This is a genomic window from Salinicoccus sp. Bachu38 (genome assembly GCF_038561955.2).
GTDB classification, from domain to species: domain Bacteria; phylum Bacillota; class Bacilli; order Staphylococcales; family Salinicoccaceae; genus Salinicoccus; species Salinicoccus bachuensis.
The window spans coordinates 1,672,141-1,687,755 of the sequence record NZ_CP138333.2; the positions used below are offsets into that span (position 1 = coordinate 1,672,141).

The 15,615-nt window shown below is 42.0% G+C and carries 18 protein-coding genes and 2 tRNA genes; 7 read left to right on the plus strand and 13 right to left on the minus strand.

Annotated features, from left to right (window positions below; genetic code table 11):
* The first annotated feature begins 322 nt into the window (after positions 1-322).
* Positions 323-1,807: a purine-cytosine permease family protein gene (locus RQP18_RS08440; protein ID WP_342387282.1), complete on the plus strand. Its 1,485-nt coding sequence runs from the start codon at positions 323-325 to the stop codon at positions 1,805-1,807.
* Between the two features lie 62 nt (positions 1,808-1,869).
* Here the strand turns inward: RQP18_RS08440 and RQP18_RS08445 are convergent, their stop codons facing one another.
* A complete protein-coding gene (locus tag RQP18_RS08445; RefSeq protein WP_342387283.1) occupies positions 1,870-2,205 on the minus strand; it encodes a winged helix-turn-helix transcriptional regulator in 336 nt (111 codons plus the stop codon).
* Between the two features lie 129 nt (positions 2,206-2,334).
* Between RQP18_RS08445 and RQP18_RS08450 the strand changes: the two genes are divergently transcribed.
* Both RQP18_RS08450 and RQP18_RS08455 read left to right on the plus strand, forming a co-directional pair.
* Positions 2,335-3,186 carry a VOC family protein gene (locus RQP18_RS08450; RefSeq protein ID WP_342387284.1) on the plus strand — a complete coding sequence of 284 codons (852 nt, stop codon included), beginning with the start codon at positions 2,335-2,337 and terminating at the stop codon, positions 3,184-3,186.
* A gap of 96 nt (positions 3,187-3,282) precedes the next feature.
* Complete coding sequence (locus RQP18_RS08455; protein ID WP_342387285.1) at positions 3,283-3,765, plus strand: hypothetical protein; 483 nt, start codon at positions 3,283-3,285, stop codon at positions 3,763-3,765.
* A 164-nt stretch (positions 3,766-3,929) separates the two neighbouring features.
* Here RQP18_RS08455 and RQP18_RS08460 read toward each other — a convergent pair whose 3' ends face one another.
* Positions 3,930-5,039, minus strand: coding sequence for a thermonuclease family protein (locus RQP18_RS08460; protein ID WP_342387286.1), 1,110 nt, complete (start codon positions 5,037-5,039; stop codon positions 3,930-3,932).
* Positions 5,040-5,441: 402 nt separating this feature from the next.
* Between RQP18_RS08460 and RQP18_RS08465 the strand changes: the two genes are divergently transcribed.
* Entirely contained in the window at positions 5,442-6,083 is a 642-nt protein-coding gene (locus tag RQP18_RS08465) for a DUF5067 domain-containing protein (RefSeq protein WP_342387287.1), read from the plus strand.
* A 10-nt stretch (positions 6,084-6,093) separates the two neighbouring features.
* Here the strand turns inward: RQP18_RS08465 and RQP18_RS08470 are convergent, their stop codons facing one another.
* The 3 genes from RQP18_RS08470 to RQP18_RS08480 form a co-directional block, all read right to left on the minus strand.
* Positions 6,094-6,303 (minus strand): hypothetical protein, encoded by a 210-nt coding sequence (locus tag RQP18_RS08470; protein WP_342387288.1) that lies wholly within the window; start codon positions 6,301-6,303, stop codon positions 6,094-6,096.
* A 187-nt stretch (positions 6,304-6,490) separates the two neighbouring features.
* On the minus strand, positions 6,491-6,661 hold the full coding sequence (locus RQP18_RS08475) for a YolD-like family protein (protein WP_373446165.1): 171 nt from the start codon (positions 6,659-6,661) through the stop codon (positions 6,491-6,493).
* Positions 6,662-6,856, minus strand: coding sequence for a hypothetical protein (locus tag RQP18_RS08480; RefSeq protein ID WP_342387289.1), 195 nt, complete (start codon positions 6,854-6,856; stop codon positions 6,662-6,664).
* A 113-nt stretch (positions 6,857-6,969) separates the two neighbouring features.
* Between RQP18_RS08480 and RQP18_RS08485 the strand changes: the two genes are divergently transcribed.
* Positions 6,970-7,686, plus strand: coding sequence for a hypothetical protein (locus tag RQP18_RS08485; protein WP_342387290.1), 717 nt, complete (start codon positions 6,970-6,972; stop codon positions 7,684-7,686).
* Positions 7,687-8,293: 607 nt separating this feature from the next.
* On the opposite strand, the gene RQP18_RS08490 is transcribed toward RQP18_RS08485, so the two are convergent.
* Entirely contained in the window at positions 8,294-9,196 is a 903-nt protein-coding gene (locus RQP18_RS08490; RefSeq protein ID WP_342387291.1) for a DUF6731 family protein, read from the minus strand.
* Positions 9,197-9,560: 364 nt separating this feature from the next.
* Between RQP18_RS08490 and RQP18_RS08495 the strand changes: the two genes are divergently transcribed.
* Positions 9,561-10,592, plus strand: a complete 1,032-nt coding sequence (locus tag RQP18_RS08495) for an Abi family protein (RefSeq protein WP_342387292.1) — start codon at positions 9,561-9,563, stop codon at positions 10,590-10,592.
* Between the two features lie 47 nt (positions 10,593-10,639).
* On the opposite strand, the gene RQP18_RS08500 is transcribed toward RQP18_RS08495, so the two are convergent.
* The 5 genes from RQP18_RS08500 to RQP18_RS08520 all read right to left on the minus strand — a co-directional run bounded on the left by RQP18_RS08500 (position 10,640) and on the right by RQP18_RS08520 (position 12,676).
* Complete coding sequence (locus RQP18_RS08500; RefSeq protein WP_373446006.1) at positions 10,640-10,846, minus strand: SH3 domain-containing protein; 207 nt, start codon at positions 10,844-10,846, stop codon at positions 10,640-10,642.
* Positions 10,768-11,376, minus strand: a complete 609-nt coding sequence (locus RQP18_RS08505; protein ID WP_373446007.1) for an N-acetylmuramoyl-L-alanine amidase family protein — start codon at positions 11,374-11,376, stop codon at positions 10,768-10,770. Before RQP18_RS08505 ends, RQP18_RS08500 begins: the two co-directional genes overlap by 79 nt.
* Positions 11,377-11,829: 453 nt before the next feature.
* Positions 11,830-11,918, minus strand: a tRNA-Ser gene (locus RQP18_RS08510).
* A gap of 1 nt (position 11,919) precedes the next feature.
* Positions 11,920-11,994 (minus strand) — tRNA-Asn (locus tag RQP18_RS08515).
* A gap of 85 nt (positions 11,995-12,079) precedes the next feature.
* Entirely contained in the window at positions 12,080-12,676 is a 597-nt protein-coding gene (locus tag RQP18_RS08520) for a competence protein ComK (RefSeq protein ID WP_342387294.1), read from the minus strand.
* Between the two features lie 204 nt (positions 12,677-12,880).
* Between RQP18_RS08520 and RQP18_RS08525 the strand changes: the two genes are divergently transcribed.
* Positions 12,881-13,102: an IDEAL domain-containing protein gene (locus RQP18_RS08525; protein ID WP_342387295.1), complete on the plus strand. Its 222-nt coding sequence runs from the start codon at positions 12,881-12,883 to the stop codon at positions 13,100-13,102.
* A gap of 72 nt (positions 13,103-13,174) precedes the next feature.
* Here RQP18_RS08525 and RQP18_RS08530 read toward each other — a convergent pair whose 3' ends face one another.
* Complete coding sequence (locus RQP18_RS08530; protein WP_342387296.1) at positions 13,175-14,164, minus strand: lipoate--protein ligase; 990 nt, start codon at positions 14,162-14,164, stop codon at positions 13,175-13,177.
* A gap of 67 nt (positions 14,165-14,231) precedes the next feature.
* Complete coding sequence (hemY, locus tag RQP18_RS08535) at positions 14,232-15,602, minus strand: protoporphyrinogen oxidase (protein WP_342387297.1); 1,371 nt, start codon at positions 15,600-15,602, stop codon at positions 14,232-14,234.
* Between the last annotated feature and the right edge of the window lie 13 nt (positions 15,603-15,615).

Below are 15,615 nucleotides of genomic sequence, written 5' to 3' on the forward strand. Positions count from 1 at the left end.
CATCTATTTTTTATCCGTGTTATTTTATGTTCCATTAATTTAAGTGACTTCTTTCCAATGGATCCAGCCCTACACCCCAATCACCGGCTCCTCCTCTCCCCCAAAGGGTATGCATACTTCATCTTCATTAAACTAATGTAATTAAATTTCTAACTTAATAAAAACAAAGTTTTATATTTTGAGTTTTAAATTCATTTATAAATGTGCTTTTAGTCACAATATAACCCATAGTACGCGGTATAAAGTTGATTTATTCATCTATTAAGTATATAGTATTAAAGTCATGCAATTTGAAAATTTCATAGAAATGGAGAGGATATGTATGGGATCTGTGAAAGTGACAGATCAAAAGATTGATCATGAGATTGAAGAACAGGAAGATGATTACTCATTGGACAAAGTTCCTTACAAAGAAAGGAACATGGGCTGGTTCAGCATTACCAACATAACCTTTGGTATCGCAACTGCAATCTTCTACTTCCAGCTGGGCAGTGTCATGGCACTTCAATTCGGTGCAGTGAACGCGCTCATATCAGCTGGCTATGCCATCATTGTAGCAGGTATCATGGGTACGATTATTTCCTACTTATCTGCAAGATCCGGGATGAACGTCAACCTGATGTCGCGGGGCGGCGGCTTCGGTTATATAGGCGCTTCATTGACTTCGCTGATCTATGCTTCCAACTTCATCATGTACTGTGCCTTTGAAGGCATGATCCTTGTTTATGCGGTACATGAGTTTTTCCCGGCCATTCCATTATGGGTGCTGATCGTCGTATTCGGTACACTCGTCATCCCATTGAACTGGTTCGGCATCAAGCAGCTGGATAAACTGCAGAAATGGTCTCTGCCAATATTCTTCGCATTCCTTATCGCAGCAATTACTGTTGCACTATTCACTACATCACTATATGATGGCCGCTTCTGGACCTACATGCCAGAAGGCGTACAGGTTGGCGGCACGGCGCTTCTGATGTGCATCGGCATGCAGCATGGCATCATGGGACTAACTGCACTGCTTGCATCAGACTACGCACGGTTCCTGAAACCTGAACATATCAAAGTGGGGTCCATCATGATCGGCGTCATACCACAGATCTTCTGTTACGGCGTCATGGGTGGACTCGGCATATGGTTCGGTGTCCGTCTCGCGGAACCGAATCCTGGTGTCTACATCGTCCAGCTGCTCGGAATCGGTGGCGCACTCTTCACGATGCTCACACAGATCCGTATCAATGTAACGAACATCTACAGCAGCTCCCTATCACTGTCGAACTTCTTTGAAAATGTGTTCCGCTTCACACCGGGACGCAGGTTCTGGATCGTCGTTGCAGGCGTCACTGCAATGGTCCTCATGCTCGGCGGCATCGTAGACCATCTGGATGCAGCATTGATCTTCCAGGGTGTATTCCTTCTTGCATGGGCCGCTGTATTGATCACCGACGCCCTCATCGTCAAGATGATGCTGAAGATTGGCCCTGCATTCTATGAAGCACGCCAGGAGAACCTGTACAAGTGGAATCCGGTTGGCGTAGTGGCGCTCATCGTTTCCAGTGCCCTCGGTACCGTGGCTGCACTCGGATACATGGGTACATTTCTCGAGAATACCGCTGCATTCTTTGCAGCAGCACTTGCAGCCGTACTCACAGTCCTAATGGCTGTCCTGACAAAAGGAAGATACTACCTTAAAAATGAGGTCGATGACATCGACAAGGAAGACTACCTTTACGAGCCGAAAGCAGAGAAGAAAAGAACCGTGCCGGTTCGACGTCCGGTCACAGTCAATGCAGAAAGCATGAACAAATAGACTGGACAGAAAATGAAAGTGGGACGGAGATCGCTAATGATCTTCGCCCCACTTTTTATATGCTAGAATCCCGTCCCACTCTGCTGATCGACTTCTATCCAGTCCTGGGACCAATTTTCGATATCTCTCAGTACAGGTTCAAGGGACCGTCCTTTTTCTGTAAGCGAATATTCTATGACTACAGGTGTCTCAGGGTACACATCCCTTTTTATGAGACCTTCCTGTTCCATATCCTTAAGCCTGTCGGAAAGTACTTTACCACTGATGCCGATTGCGGCCTGTATTTCCCCAAAGCGTTGGGGTGCTTCCAGCATCTGATAGATGACCAGAGCCGTCCATCTTTGGCTGAGCAGCGAAACTGCCTTTTCGAATTTGGGACAAAGAATTGATTGTTTCAACTTGTATCACATCCTTGATGTAATTATACCATATGTTACCTTTAGACATAAAGATATGATTTTACTTTACATATTTAAATTAGTAATATACACTAGGTTACATAAAGTAACTTTAATTAGGAGGCAATTATGAATTTCCACACACCCCCTGCGACACATGTTTCCCACGTTAAGATCAATGTATCCGATATGAAGGAAGCTCTGAATTTCTATACCGGCCTGCTCGGCTTCTCAATTTTGGAACAGAGTGACAAAGACGTCCAGCTGACTACTGACAACAAGACAAGTATCCTCTCACTCCACAAACCGGAAAATCCTGTAGAAAAGAGAAGGACATCCGGGTTGTATCACTTCGCAATCCTCCTGCCTGAACGTGCGGATCTCGCTGCAGTCACCATCCACCTTGCCAAAAATGACGTCAGGCTGGGCGCTTCCGACCATAAGGTGAGCGAAGCCCTCTACCTCAATGACCCCGACGGCAACGGTATCGAAATATACAGGGACCGCAAGCCCGAAGAATGGACCTGGAATGGTTCGCGGGTGGAAATGACGACAGACCCACTGGATTTCGAAAACCTCGTTGAATCACTGGATTCAGGCCAGGAGTGGCAGGGCATGCCGGAAGGTACCATCATGGGCCACCTCCACCTGCATGTCTCGGACATGCCTTCTGCTGTAAATTTCTACACGGAAGGACTCGGTCTTGAGGTTGTAAGTGAATTCCCCGGCCAGGCGGCCTTCATGTCCTCTGAAGACTATCACCACCACATCGCCGTCAATATATGGAACGGCATCGGTGCACCAAAGCCCGAATCAGACAGTGTGGGACTCAATGCCTTCATCATGAGCTATCCCGACACAGCATCACTCAATGCCGCAGCCAAAAGGCTTGAGGACTTGGGTCATGAAGTCGGTTCAGAAGACGGAGCAACCGTTTCGTACGACCCTTCCGGCAACAAGGTCATCATGACAACAGACTGATTTTCCCCAATGCCCGCAATACTCTGTATTGAGGGTTTTCTAGTTTGAATTTTTCCCCAACGGGAATAACTATTTAAAAAACGGGGGTCACTATACATGTATAAGAATCAATACAAACCATTCAAGACTGAAAAGGATGCAGAAATCTATCTGGACAACTACATCGACCTTAAGAATTATGTCGTCATATCCAAACAGGACCTGTCCGGGCTCAAGTCGAAGTTCGAAGAGTTGAAGATCATCGATGGGAACGTCGATCATCCGGACCGTGACATCGACAAGCTGGACTTCGATGAAGGCAGCAAGCAGGACCTCATGAACCACTATGAAAATGACGAAGTGATCATCTTCGAAGGACTCAATCAGGAAGACACCGATTCCCCACAGATGGATGCGGTAAGTGAAAAGTACACGAATGTCGTCCCGAGGGATGAATATGACACCGAAGTCGTCGATGTGAACACCGGTGTCCGTACGATGTTTGAAGTCGAGGACAACAACCCGGATATGGTTACAGAGGATGAAGGGGAATACTTCAAGAAGCATGACGATGAAGAAGAGCAGTTCCTGAACAGATAGCAGGCAATTTGAATCGATATTGAATTACTGGCGCAACTGATTGCAGTTGCGCCTTTTTTATATGACATTACACAAAAAAATCCCGCAACCAGGAGGGTTGCGGGATTGATGCAGAAATGCCAGAATTTCCAAAGTCATTTCCCTACATATTATATAGCTGATTTCTACTCACACGCCCAGTTGTCCTTATCCCTGTCCATCTTGGACTGGTAGGCTGCATGGCCAGAAGCCACGCCGTCGGGATAGACTTCCTTCAGCTCAGTACAGTTCTGGAAGTTTTCGGTCGTCTGCTGTGGCTCTGATGTTGAAGGTTCACTCGTTGCAGGCTCTTGAGTCTCCGGCTCTGGCTCTTCACTGTTGAATCCTTCTCCGCCTTCATTGACGTAGCCCGGGATGGACCAGATGCCTAGCTGGCGATCCTTAGCGTACTGTTCCGCCGCACGGAACTCGGACAGGTAGCGCTGCTGCTCATAGATGTAGCCAACACGTGCGAGCCCTTCTTTAAGCAGTACTTCATGGACACTCACATCATCCGCGTACAGATAGACCAGATGTCTGTCATAGTGATCCGTCTTATCACCGCTGTCATACTCAATATATAGCTGGTTTGCAGCATTCACCAGTTCGGTCAGCCTTGCAGACGCTTCCTTCCCATATGGTTCCACCGGTTTGTTCGGGTGGACTGTTTCAGGTGTATCAATCAGAAGCAGTCGCAGCTTCAGTTCCTGGCCAGAATCATCGAACACATTGACCGTATCCCCATCGACTACGCGATAGAGGGAGACCGGGATGAGACCCTCTCTGGATGCAACAGGCTCCTCCTTCGGTTCCTCTTCAGCTTCAGCTTTAGCCTCCGCTTCCTCGATGGACTTTTCCTTCTCTGCTTCAGCCTTCTCAATCGATTCTTCCTTCTCTTTTTCAGCCGCTTCTATCGAAGCCTCTTTCTCAGCTTCGATGGATTCCTCTTTTTTCTTCTCCGCCTCAGCTGCTGCCTTTTCTTCTTCTGAGTCCTCTTTAGTCTGTTCCTCTGTCGCTTCTTCAGTTTCCTCATCCGCTGAAGCAGTCTGATCGACAGGCTCCTCCACCTCGTTCGGGACCGCAACAAACATGAAGAATAATGCAAGACCTGTCGCAAATGCGATGCCCGCCCTTCTGAAGTGTCTGCGAGAGTTCTGTTTCTTGAACTTCGATTCTAGCCCCAAAGCAATGAATATAAACATTGCGATGGTTGCTACCACACCCAAAAATATTATTAATCCTACAAAAGTTCCCACTGGTTCCCCTCCAATACATGCAATTTACATCATTTTACACTATTTGTAGAAGGTTTTATATGGTTTCAACAGAATCTTACCAAATGTAGGGAAAGTTCTACATTTTAATTAGACTGAAATTATTCTTTAATTATGAATAAATATTAAAAAATCCCGCAACCTTTTAGGTTACTGGATAAATAACGGAGATGGATGGAATCTTGATAAGCGATTTTCTCTTAAATATATAAACTGTGATGTCAGTGTTTTCAGGACATACAGAACATGCCATAAAATATGTAGGCTATTTTTAATGTAAACAGATAAATTATGGGGCCAAATATTCCTCAAATAAAAATCACTGATTATTTCCAGTTATTACATGATACAATTAATATAACATAATTTAGGAGGATGCAATACATGAAGAAAACATTACTTACTGGAGGTCTCGCTACTCTGCTTCTATTGGGTGCGTGCTCAAGTGAAGAACCTGAGGCAGCTGAAGAAAGTGTAGAAGAAGAGTCGGTTGAGGAGAACTCCAACGAAGAAAAAACAGAAGAGGCAAATACCGAAGCAGAGACTGAAGAAAGCGAAACAGTTGAGAGAGATGAGAATAGCAGCGAAGTAAAAGCTATGGAAAATGGTGCGTTTGAAATACAGATGGCTAAAGTCGAAATCAAAGACACTAAGATATTGCCCCCAGGTGAATACAGCGATACGGGCAAAGATCGTCTGGTAGTATTTTACGATGTTACTTCTAAAGTGACACCTGAAGAAGCTGGGGAAACCGAAGTATCTCCACTAATGGTTTGGACGGCGACAGTAGAAGCTACTCAGGAAACACCAGACACAATTCAAGATTTAAATGTTGGGTCTGTACCGATGGACGAAGAATATGACAAATACTTGGATACTCAAATGTCTGTTATTAAAAAAGACAAGACGGTTGAAAATGTGACTGTATACGAATTAGAGAACAGAGAGAATCCGGTTATTCTTAAAGCTACACAAGGTTTTGGGGGCCAGGACCTGGGACAGATGGAAATAGACGTAACGGAATAAAAACGGCCACTCACGACAGAGTGGCTTTTCTCGTGATCAAACCCATCAATTCTTGAACAGTCAACGCTTCAAGGTTTGCTTTTTCTTCTCTTCTATATGTATAGGATATTATATAGTCTTCATACCAATCCATCCACACTTTATCATGAAGCATCAAACGACCGTCCCTCATGTCTTGCTTTAAATCTTTATAAATGCTGTAATTTTTATGGTCTCGCATTCTCGTGTCTCCTAATATAAAAAAGCCACCTTTGCAGGTGGCAGGAAGTAATATGACTCAATAGCTGTAGCAATGCCGTAGTGTTAAAACTCCTGAATATACGGGAAATACGAGAGTTTTCCGAGAGGTTCAGCTAATGAGTCAATCATGATGCCTGTCTATAATATAGCTTTTTTACACCGGGATTTTAAAGGGTTTCATAAATATTTCTAAACTCAATGTTCAGCACTTCGGCCTGCTTGCTCACGATGACCATTTGAGTACGGTTATCTATGTACTCCACCTGACATTTCAATTGTACCTCAAAACCCTCGTTCCAGTAACGTAGGATGACCGTCTCCCCTATTGACCGGCGCAGTCACTCCTCGATCATGACCAATATTTCGTTGTCGAAGGATGGTGGGTTGCACTTTGCCTGGTCGTCAATCATCTTGGTAATACGCTCATACTGTTCTGGCATGGTGGCGAACGGTTGCCATTTGATCATGCCTCTGCCCTGTGGGATGTTCAAACTCAGTTCTGATATGTCCATATCTCTATAGTCCAGTTCCATGGATATCACCACTTGATGATATTATATAGAACGTATGTTCTTAATGCAAAGTAGATAATTCCTTCTTAAATTAATATAATATAATTAATATAATGTTAGGAGGAGGCGCGGCTATGAGTATTTATAACAAATTTAGAGCTTTAACAATCAGCGGCGGAAAACAAGTACCATTTGTAGGCTTGGTAGTTGATGCCATTGATTCGGAAAGATCACGAGTAAAACAAGAGAATTTAGAAAGTACAATGGAATACCTATATGAACATGTAGAAAAGTTAAAAATTGATATGAATGAGGAGTCTGAGCCTGAATCCTCAAGATTGATATCAACTATATTGAAGGAAGTAGAAGATGAATACGAAGACCTGAAACAACTCGTCTATTCAAACTTGTTAGTCAATATTTTCTTAGATAAAAGTAAAAAACGAATCTATTCAAATATTACGTATCAGCTTCAAAATATGAATGGGCATGATATTGAGGATTTTATAAAAATGTATTCATACAAAGAAGGCTACAAAGAGCAATTTAAGGGGATGTCTATGAAAGAAGCGATGAAAGCCGTAGACCCTAAAATGACAGATGAAAAATTAGCTGAAATTGAAAAAGTGAATGGTGTAAAATTAAATACTTTTGAAGTGCAAGGTCCGTCCAGTATTAGAGAAGAAGAATATAATAGAGTGACAATCAAAAAGTTTGAAAGCATAGGATTGCTGCAAGTCCCAAGGAATGTGACGGGCTTTGACGACCCCTCAGAAATGTACAAACCTAATCTAACTATTGAAGCTGACGATTTCTATAATTACTGCATAAAAGAACCCGGAAGGAATTAAGGATATACTTGAAGAGTCCATCTTCTCCTCTTTTCTCAAATATGCTGGACTCAAAATCCACGATAAAAAGATTTATCTATTACTTTTTATCGGCGGATTTTTCTTGATAGGCATAGCAGCACTTTGATTTTGAAAGAATATAATGCTTATAATATATAAGTAAGTCGCAAACATACAATAAAAATAAAATGAGATTGATAAAACAATGTAAACAAGATTACTATTGAAAGGTGTTGAGGTTTGAGAATTTACCTCAATTGAACCAAAAACAAACAATACCAAAATTAATATTATAATAATGAACCCGGATGCAACGATTGCATAGTTCATATATTTGAACTGTAATTTCGTTTTCTTCGAGTTCATAATTTTATCTATAATAGGATTTCCTTTTAAGCCGAACATAAAAGTGAAAATAGCTCCGAAAAAACCAACACTAATACTAATCGAATTGATTAACATATTCATTAAATCTAATAATCTATTTTCTATAATATTTGGTGCTTTATATTGTAGTAATATGAAAATTCCTATTGTAAAAATTATAATCACCGAGTAAACAATCCATGTAAAATACTTTTTCAACATTTCTTATCACCACTCTATTCTAAACAAGTAAGGAGATAGCCTCATCATCATTTCTATATAAGTTCTCCATATCTGAATAAATACGATATGCGTTTAATTCCACTCCTTCTTGATATGAATATTTTAAAGTCCTTTTTAAGGAATGTTTCAATAAGTCTATTTCTTCTATTGGAGTATCCTCTGTCTCCTTCGTTTTGACTGAAAGTTTCTCTACTTTATCATGATCTACCCAGTTCTCTAAAATCCTTTTACTTACACTATAATCTAGTTTAGAGTCCTTCGCCCTATTTGTAGAAATAACAATTTCAACACTCTCAACCCCTTCATAATTGTTCCCTGAAACTCCTAATAATAAATCATCGGTGTCTTCGCCAGTGACTTTTAGAGTAATCTTCCTGTAGATATCATTGTTTAATGCCTTGGTTTTAGCTCTCCGGTCTATTGTAGCAACAAGTTTGAAGTTGGCAAACTCCTCATAATAATCGAAATACAAACTATCAATAAATTTTTCCACCCCTGAAGGACTTAAAGAACTAATATTTCTTTGAACGAGCATTACATTTTTCGCCGGATCATATAGAATGCTTATCTCATGACCGATATACTCATTTTCTTTTAAATCAAGGTCAGTAGAGTCGCCATAAATAGTGGTTTTGCTAAGGGGTCTATCATCTAATCTCTCCATGATAATATGGTAGTAACCTGTTATATCAGATACATCAACAGATTTTATTCTAATAGGATCAAAGTTATAACTTTTAACTACTTTAAATTCATTGTCATCTTCATATTCTTCTTTAATTGTATCGAACAATTCTTTAAGAGATAAGTAACTGTATTTTTCATTTTCTTCGAAAGTACAAGAATAAAAAACGTTAATATTTACTAATTTAGTTCTAGACCTCAATTTTCCCCTTTTCATTGTGTAGTTATCTAAATCTTACATATATTAACTCTGATAGGCAATAATAGATTAAAAAGAGCCACCAGCGGGGAAGCACTGGCAGCTCGACTACACACTTTAATTATACGGCAAAACTTAACCTAAAGCAAACACATGTTCCCGGAAGGCTTTTCACAGTTTTTCGTTGTTCAAACCAAAAAAGAGGGATTTCGCAATGAAACCATTTTATATACAACATAAGTAACATATATTTCTTCAAAAGTTTCCATAAATATCTTTACTGTCGAGAAATTTGGGTATATAATTAATGTATAAAACATTAGGCCCTAGTGGCAAGGCTCCCCATTTAAAATGAGGGAGCTTTTATAATATGGAGGTTTCTATGTCATCGCCCAAATATTTTAGAACAATTGAAGAGCAGATAGAATTATTGAAAACTAGGAACCTTAAGTTCAAAGATGAGCATAATGCTCACTATGTTTTACGCAATATTACATACTACAGTTTGGTGAATGGATATAAGGATCTGTTTATAAAAGGAAAGTTTAACAAAGATGAAGAAGATGACTACCAGGGCAACTTCTTTGAAGATCTACATGATGTATATGATTTTGATAAAGAACTTAAAAACATTCTTTTTAAATACATACTCAATATTGAAGGTACATTTAATAACGCCTTGAGCTATACCATTTCAAAAAATTACGGGTACCTGGAAGCCGATTACCTTGATATCAATAGATATAATCGTGGTAATATATTGAAAAATGGCCTCTACCAAAATCAACATACACTGAATGTTATTAAAGAAAAGAATCAATCCTATGATCAACCTATGAAACACTATAGAGAAAAACACGGAAATGTTCCACCTTGGGTTGTATGCGGCGCCCTATCGTTAAGTACTAAGAAATACTTGTATGGACTCTTAAAACCGGTAGGTAACGTAAGTCTTAAGTTAGAAGTTGTTAAATGGTTTATGTTCTACAAAGAAAAGGGCAATCCAGAAATTCCAATAAAAACATTCGATTATGCAATAGATATGGTTCATTGTTATCGAAATGAAATAGCACATAATAAGAGAGTCATACATTTCAAGCCGCATTATGACCAAGTAAAGCCCGTAAATAGAAATAGTTTCTGTAAATATGTAAATGGGCATGCATATAGCAAAAGGATGTTTGATGAAAGGATTGGTTATAGGGATTTACTTGGATTGTTTATGTCGATTACAATTTTGTTTACTCACAGGAATACTGTTCGTAGTAGGTTTATAAATGAAATAAGAACGGTTTTCACGAATTTAGAGCAAAAAAACTACAAGGTATACCAATTAATATTAAACAAAAATAATATTCCCGAAGATTTTTTGGATATACTAGATAATTTAGTCTCTCATTATCATAAAATATAATATGTACCCTCCCTCAATCGAGGGAGGTATTTTTGTTAACTGTACTATTAGCTAAACGTACCCCAGTCTTCTCCAACATCACCAGTAGAACTATCCCAAGTTTTAACCGGAAGCGTCTTAAAGTTACCATTCACATAGTACCCCATCCAGATGTGTCCCTCCTGTGGCATGAGCTCTACATATTCTGTGGACCATCCTGGGTTCGCATATCCGCCCTCCGGCGCTGATAGGAATGGACTACCAAAACGGGACATGATCCGTGTGCCACCAACAGTAAAGGTGCCTCGAGCCACTGTGTGCCGTATTGGTTGCTCTTCCACTCGCCGATTCTGTATGGTGTGTCTTGAGGTGTAGGCGCCACGACTTTCTTGAGGTCGAAGTACTCAGCCACACCTTTAGCAACAGCTTCAACCTGCACTCTCAGCTTGTTCTTGTCTCTCATTGCTATAATATCTTGGTTTGAATCCATAAACCCACCCTCAACGAGTATTGCCAGTTGATGCGGTTCTCTTGTTTCATGAAGGTTTGTGACTTTCACGCCCCTATTTGTAAGCCCCATTGCTTTGGAAACCAGTGGAGCAACGATAGAAGCCAGTTTATGATACTGCGGCGCATATGGTCTCACATGCACTTCGGATCCCCCGCCATTGAACCATAGTCCACGATAAGCATTGTGGTGGAATGCGATATAGACATCCACGCCATGCTTGTTAGCAAGATTAGTCCGCTCAGTGAGCGGTGTATCTCTTTCGCCTGAGGGGTCAGATACTTCGATGATCTTCACAGCCTTATAGTGCGTCATGCGCCATGCTATTGATAAATGCATCTGCCATGGCCTCTCGGTATCTCAACTTTCAATTAAAGCTTTTAATTACGAATAAACTTCAATTAGATTGCCAGATGATTACCGCTCTGATGAAGGCTATATTCTCAAAAAAATATAAGAGAGAGAACTTAAGAAGTGTTAGGTGTTTCAAAGTATATCGAAAAAAAGTGACCGTCTAGATAAATCACTAATGAAAAAATTTTAATAGCGATTCAAGTAGTAAAACATTTCCTATCAACTATGATTTCATTTCAAAGTTCATAAACGTTATTTTTCTCAGTAGTCAATAGCGTTGCAAACTTAGATTTATCAATCAGAAGAAGCTTAGCCCTCCTACTACATAAATATTAAAAGATTATAGAATCTTCACAATAAAAAATCCCGCAACCTAAAAGGTTACGGGATAAATAACGGAGATGGAGGGATTTGAACCCTCGCGCCGGGAGAACCGACCTACACCCTTAGCAGGGGCGCCTCTTCAGCCACTTGAGTACATCTCCATGGCTCCACAGGTAGGATTCGAACCTACGACCGATCGGTTAACAGCCGATAGCTCTACCACTGAGCTACTGTGGAATAATGTTGTTTTCAATCGAACATTTACAATTATAACAATTCCACACGTTTTTTCAACCGTTTATAAACATGTTTTAAGTTAAATTTACACTTCATTCTTGATTTGCAGTCCGTTTATATAATTTATGTAGGAATGGTATATGGTTTCGTTGATTTGCGCCACTTCCCCCCTCCCGAGCGTGGGATACTGAAAGTGCATATTCATCTCCTTCTGCTGATATTTCTCCTTCTGCTGATTGAATTTGTAATGCAGCTTGAGTGCGTTCAGATACTGGTTGTTGAAGGAGGCATAGGAGATGTCGATGATGCGTTCCTCATTGTTCGAGAACTGCACCCTGGTCATTCCCCCATCGTTCCAGTAGGACTGCACATGCCTGATATTGAACCAGTTGTTCTCACTGATGCGATCGGAATGAGTACAGAAATATATATAGGCGCCGAAAAGGTCGACGATGATCGGCAGCTTGCTGGTGATGCCGGTGAGTGTCTTGGTTAGGTCTTTTCTTGCTGCGTAGTTCTGAGAATGGTTCCGGCAGTTGCGCTCAATCAGCTTGTTCGGGTTGAGCCTGCAGTCGATGCCTCCTCCATAAGTTTCACCTACCCTGCTTTCGATATAGCCCCCATTGTTTACTGGTACGATATACATCGTCTCTTCGTGGATCTGATAATGCAGTCTGTTCATGCTGTTCCCCCTCTAAATATTCCAATATTTAAAATATATCACATATTTTCATTCTTGTTAACTATTATTTAAATAATGTTAAATAATAACTGAATAATGTAAAATTACAACAATAAATTGTCTAAATATTCAAAACATAGTTTGACCTGGTCCAATTCGTGTTATATAATTTGTAACAACCAAATGATGAAGGGGGATTTAGGGATGAATAAACAAGTATACCCGGTTAACCAGTTGCGAGTCTTCATCAACACGATAAACGATCTGTCCGCTGAACTACTGCTCCAAGAGGCCATGGATGACTATAATCGTAAGCAATACACTGAAAAGATTGAAGAGGCCTTGGTTGAAAAGGACGAAGAGAAGTTCATGACCTACACATCACTGCTAAAGGAATTGACCGATGAAGATGAAGATGCCGCTTAAAAGATACGAAAAAGGCTGACTTTTAACATGTACGAATGTACATACAGTTAAAAGTCAGCCTATTTTATGTGTCTACGCAATCAGGTTCAGGAATTCTTCCCTTGTGATCCTTCCCAGATAGAAGCTGATATCGACGTCTTCGAGCGCCTTGTCTATCGCTTCCCTGTTATGCTCCACACCGATTATTTTCTCCTCAATGACATCCACTTCCCCTACGCCGAAGAAATCACCGAATATCTTTGCATGTTGGATTCTGCCCTTTTTGACATCCAGCCTCACATCAAGCAGCCCGGCATCGAATTTGTGAGAGGCATTGAAGTTGTATTTCGGATTCCTGCCGTAGTTCCATTCCCATGTCTGATACTTCTCTTCAGATAGCTTGTAGATTTTTTCCCAGTCTTCTTCCGTCAGGACATACTCCTCGATGTTCTCCTCTCCACCGAAGATATATTCCAGAATTTTTTGCTTGAATGTATCGATATCCAGTTTCTCATCCATAAAGTCGTTGATGTTGCCGACACGTCCCCTTACGGATTTCACGCCTTTCGATTCAATCTTCTTCGGATTCACCTTCAGGGCGTTCTGCACTTCGGAGATGTCGCTGTCGAGCATGAGTGTCCCATGGGAGAACATCCGCCCCTTTTGACTGAACATCGCGTTGCCGGATACCTTCTTGCCGTCAATTTCCAGATCATTTCTGCCGGACAGTGCGGCGTTGACGCCCATATCCTGCAGCACGTCGACGATCGGCTGGGTGAATTTCCTGAAGTTATGGAAGCTTTCCCCATCATCTTCCGTAATGAAGCTGAAATTCAAGTTGCCTTCGTCATGATAGACCGCCCCGCCGCCGGATACGCGACGGACGACTTTGATGTTATTTTCCCGGATATACGATTCATTTATTTCTTCTATCGTATTCTGGTTCTTTCCGATGATGATGGAGGGCTGGTTCACATAGAACAGGAAGTAGGAATCGTCTGTAGGAATTTCACGCAGTACGTACTCTTCCATCGCCAGGTTGATCATCGGATCGGTGATATTGTTGTTTGAAATGAACTTCATTATATCTGCCTCCTTAAAAAAATGCCCTGATATTATATATGATAACATTCAGGGCATGGTTTTCCATCTATTCTGTAATTGATTCCACCGCTTCTTTGGCCTGTCTGACGCAGTCCGGCAGACCGACACCACTGTGTGAGGCGCCTGTCAGTACGATGCCCGGATAGTGCTCCGCCATGTACTCATGGATGCCACGGATCATTTCCTTATGGCCCACCTTGTACTGCGGCATGGAATGCTTCAGCTTCGTCACGATGGTGAACTCGGGTTCTCCGTTGATCGTCATGATCTGGTCCAGGTCCTTGCGGGCAAGTCGCAGGATCTCTTCATCATCCTTCTCTTCGACGATGTAATCCCCCGGCCTGCCGACATATGCACGCAGAAGCGTCTTTCCATCCGGTGCAGCATGGGCCCATTTCTTGTTGGTCCATGTGCATGCCGTGATTGACGTATCCATCTTCCTGCTCACTACGAAGCCGGTCCCGTCAATCTCATTTTTCACCTGATGATCATCAAAGGCCATCACGACCGTTGCGACGCTTGTCGCCTTCATATGCTTGAAGTATTCAAGCGGCATGTCTTGGAACCACCTCTTGTACTGGAAGTGCGGCGTGGTCACGATGACATTATCATATGTGCGTGATTCGCCATTGACGGTCAGCTCATATGTCCCATCGTTTTTTTCGATGGCTGTCACATCATGCTCGAAAAATGTCGATACGCCATTCTCCTGCAGCACTTCGAGCAGTCTGTCTATGAACGACTGCAGACCGTTCTTGAACTGCAGGAACTGACCCTGCTTTTTACCCGGCACACTTTTAGGCGCACTGTTCTTCTGGTGGTAGACCCCTTTGATGAGGCTGCCGTGCCGCTCTTCCATCTCCTTGAAGTTCGGGAAGGTGGACATCAGGCTCAGTTCATCGATGTTGGTGCTGTAGATGCCGGACAGGAGTGGTTCGACAATGTTCTCCAGCACTTCGTCACCGAGTCTGCCCCGGAAGAATTCTCCGACGGAAATATCCGTATAAAGCTCTGTCGGCTTCTTGAGGAAATCAAGCCCGGCCCTCAGTTTGGCCCGCGCTGAGATGAGATCCGTGGTCAGGAATGGCACCAGTTCGGTCGGCATTCCGAGCACCGTCCCTTTCGGAAGGGGTGACAATTTTTTATTTACATAAATATATGAAGTGCCCGTCTGATTGCGGACCAGGTCGTCACCGAGGCCGATTTCTTCGGCCAGTTCAGTGAGGATCTTCTTTCTGGCCAGATACGATTCGGGACCGAGTTCAATCGTATAGCCGTTCCGCTGGTGTGTCCTGACCTTGCCGCCCGCCCTGTCGCTCTGCTCAAAGAGGTCCACTTCAATGTCTTCCTGCTTCGACAGATAGTGGGCAGCGGACAAACCTGTTATCCCTGCACCTATGATTGCTACCTTTTTCACTATAATCAGCCTT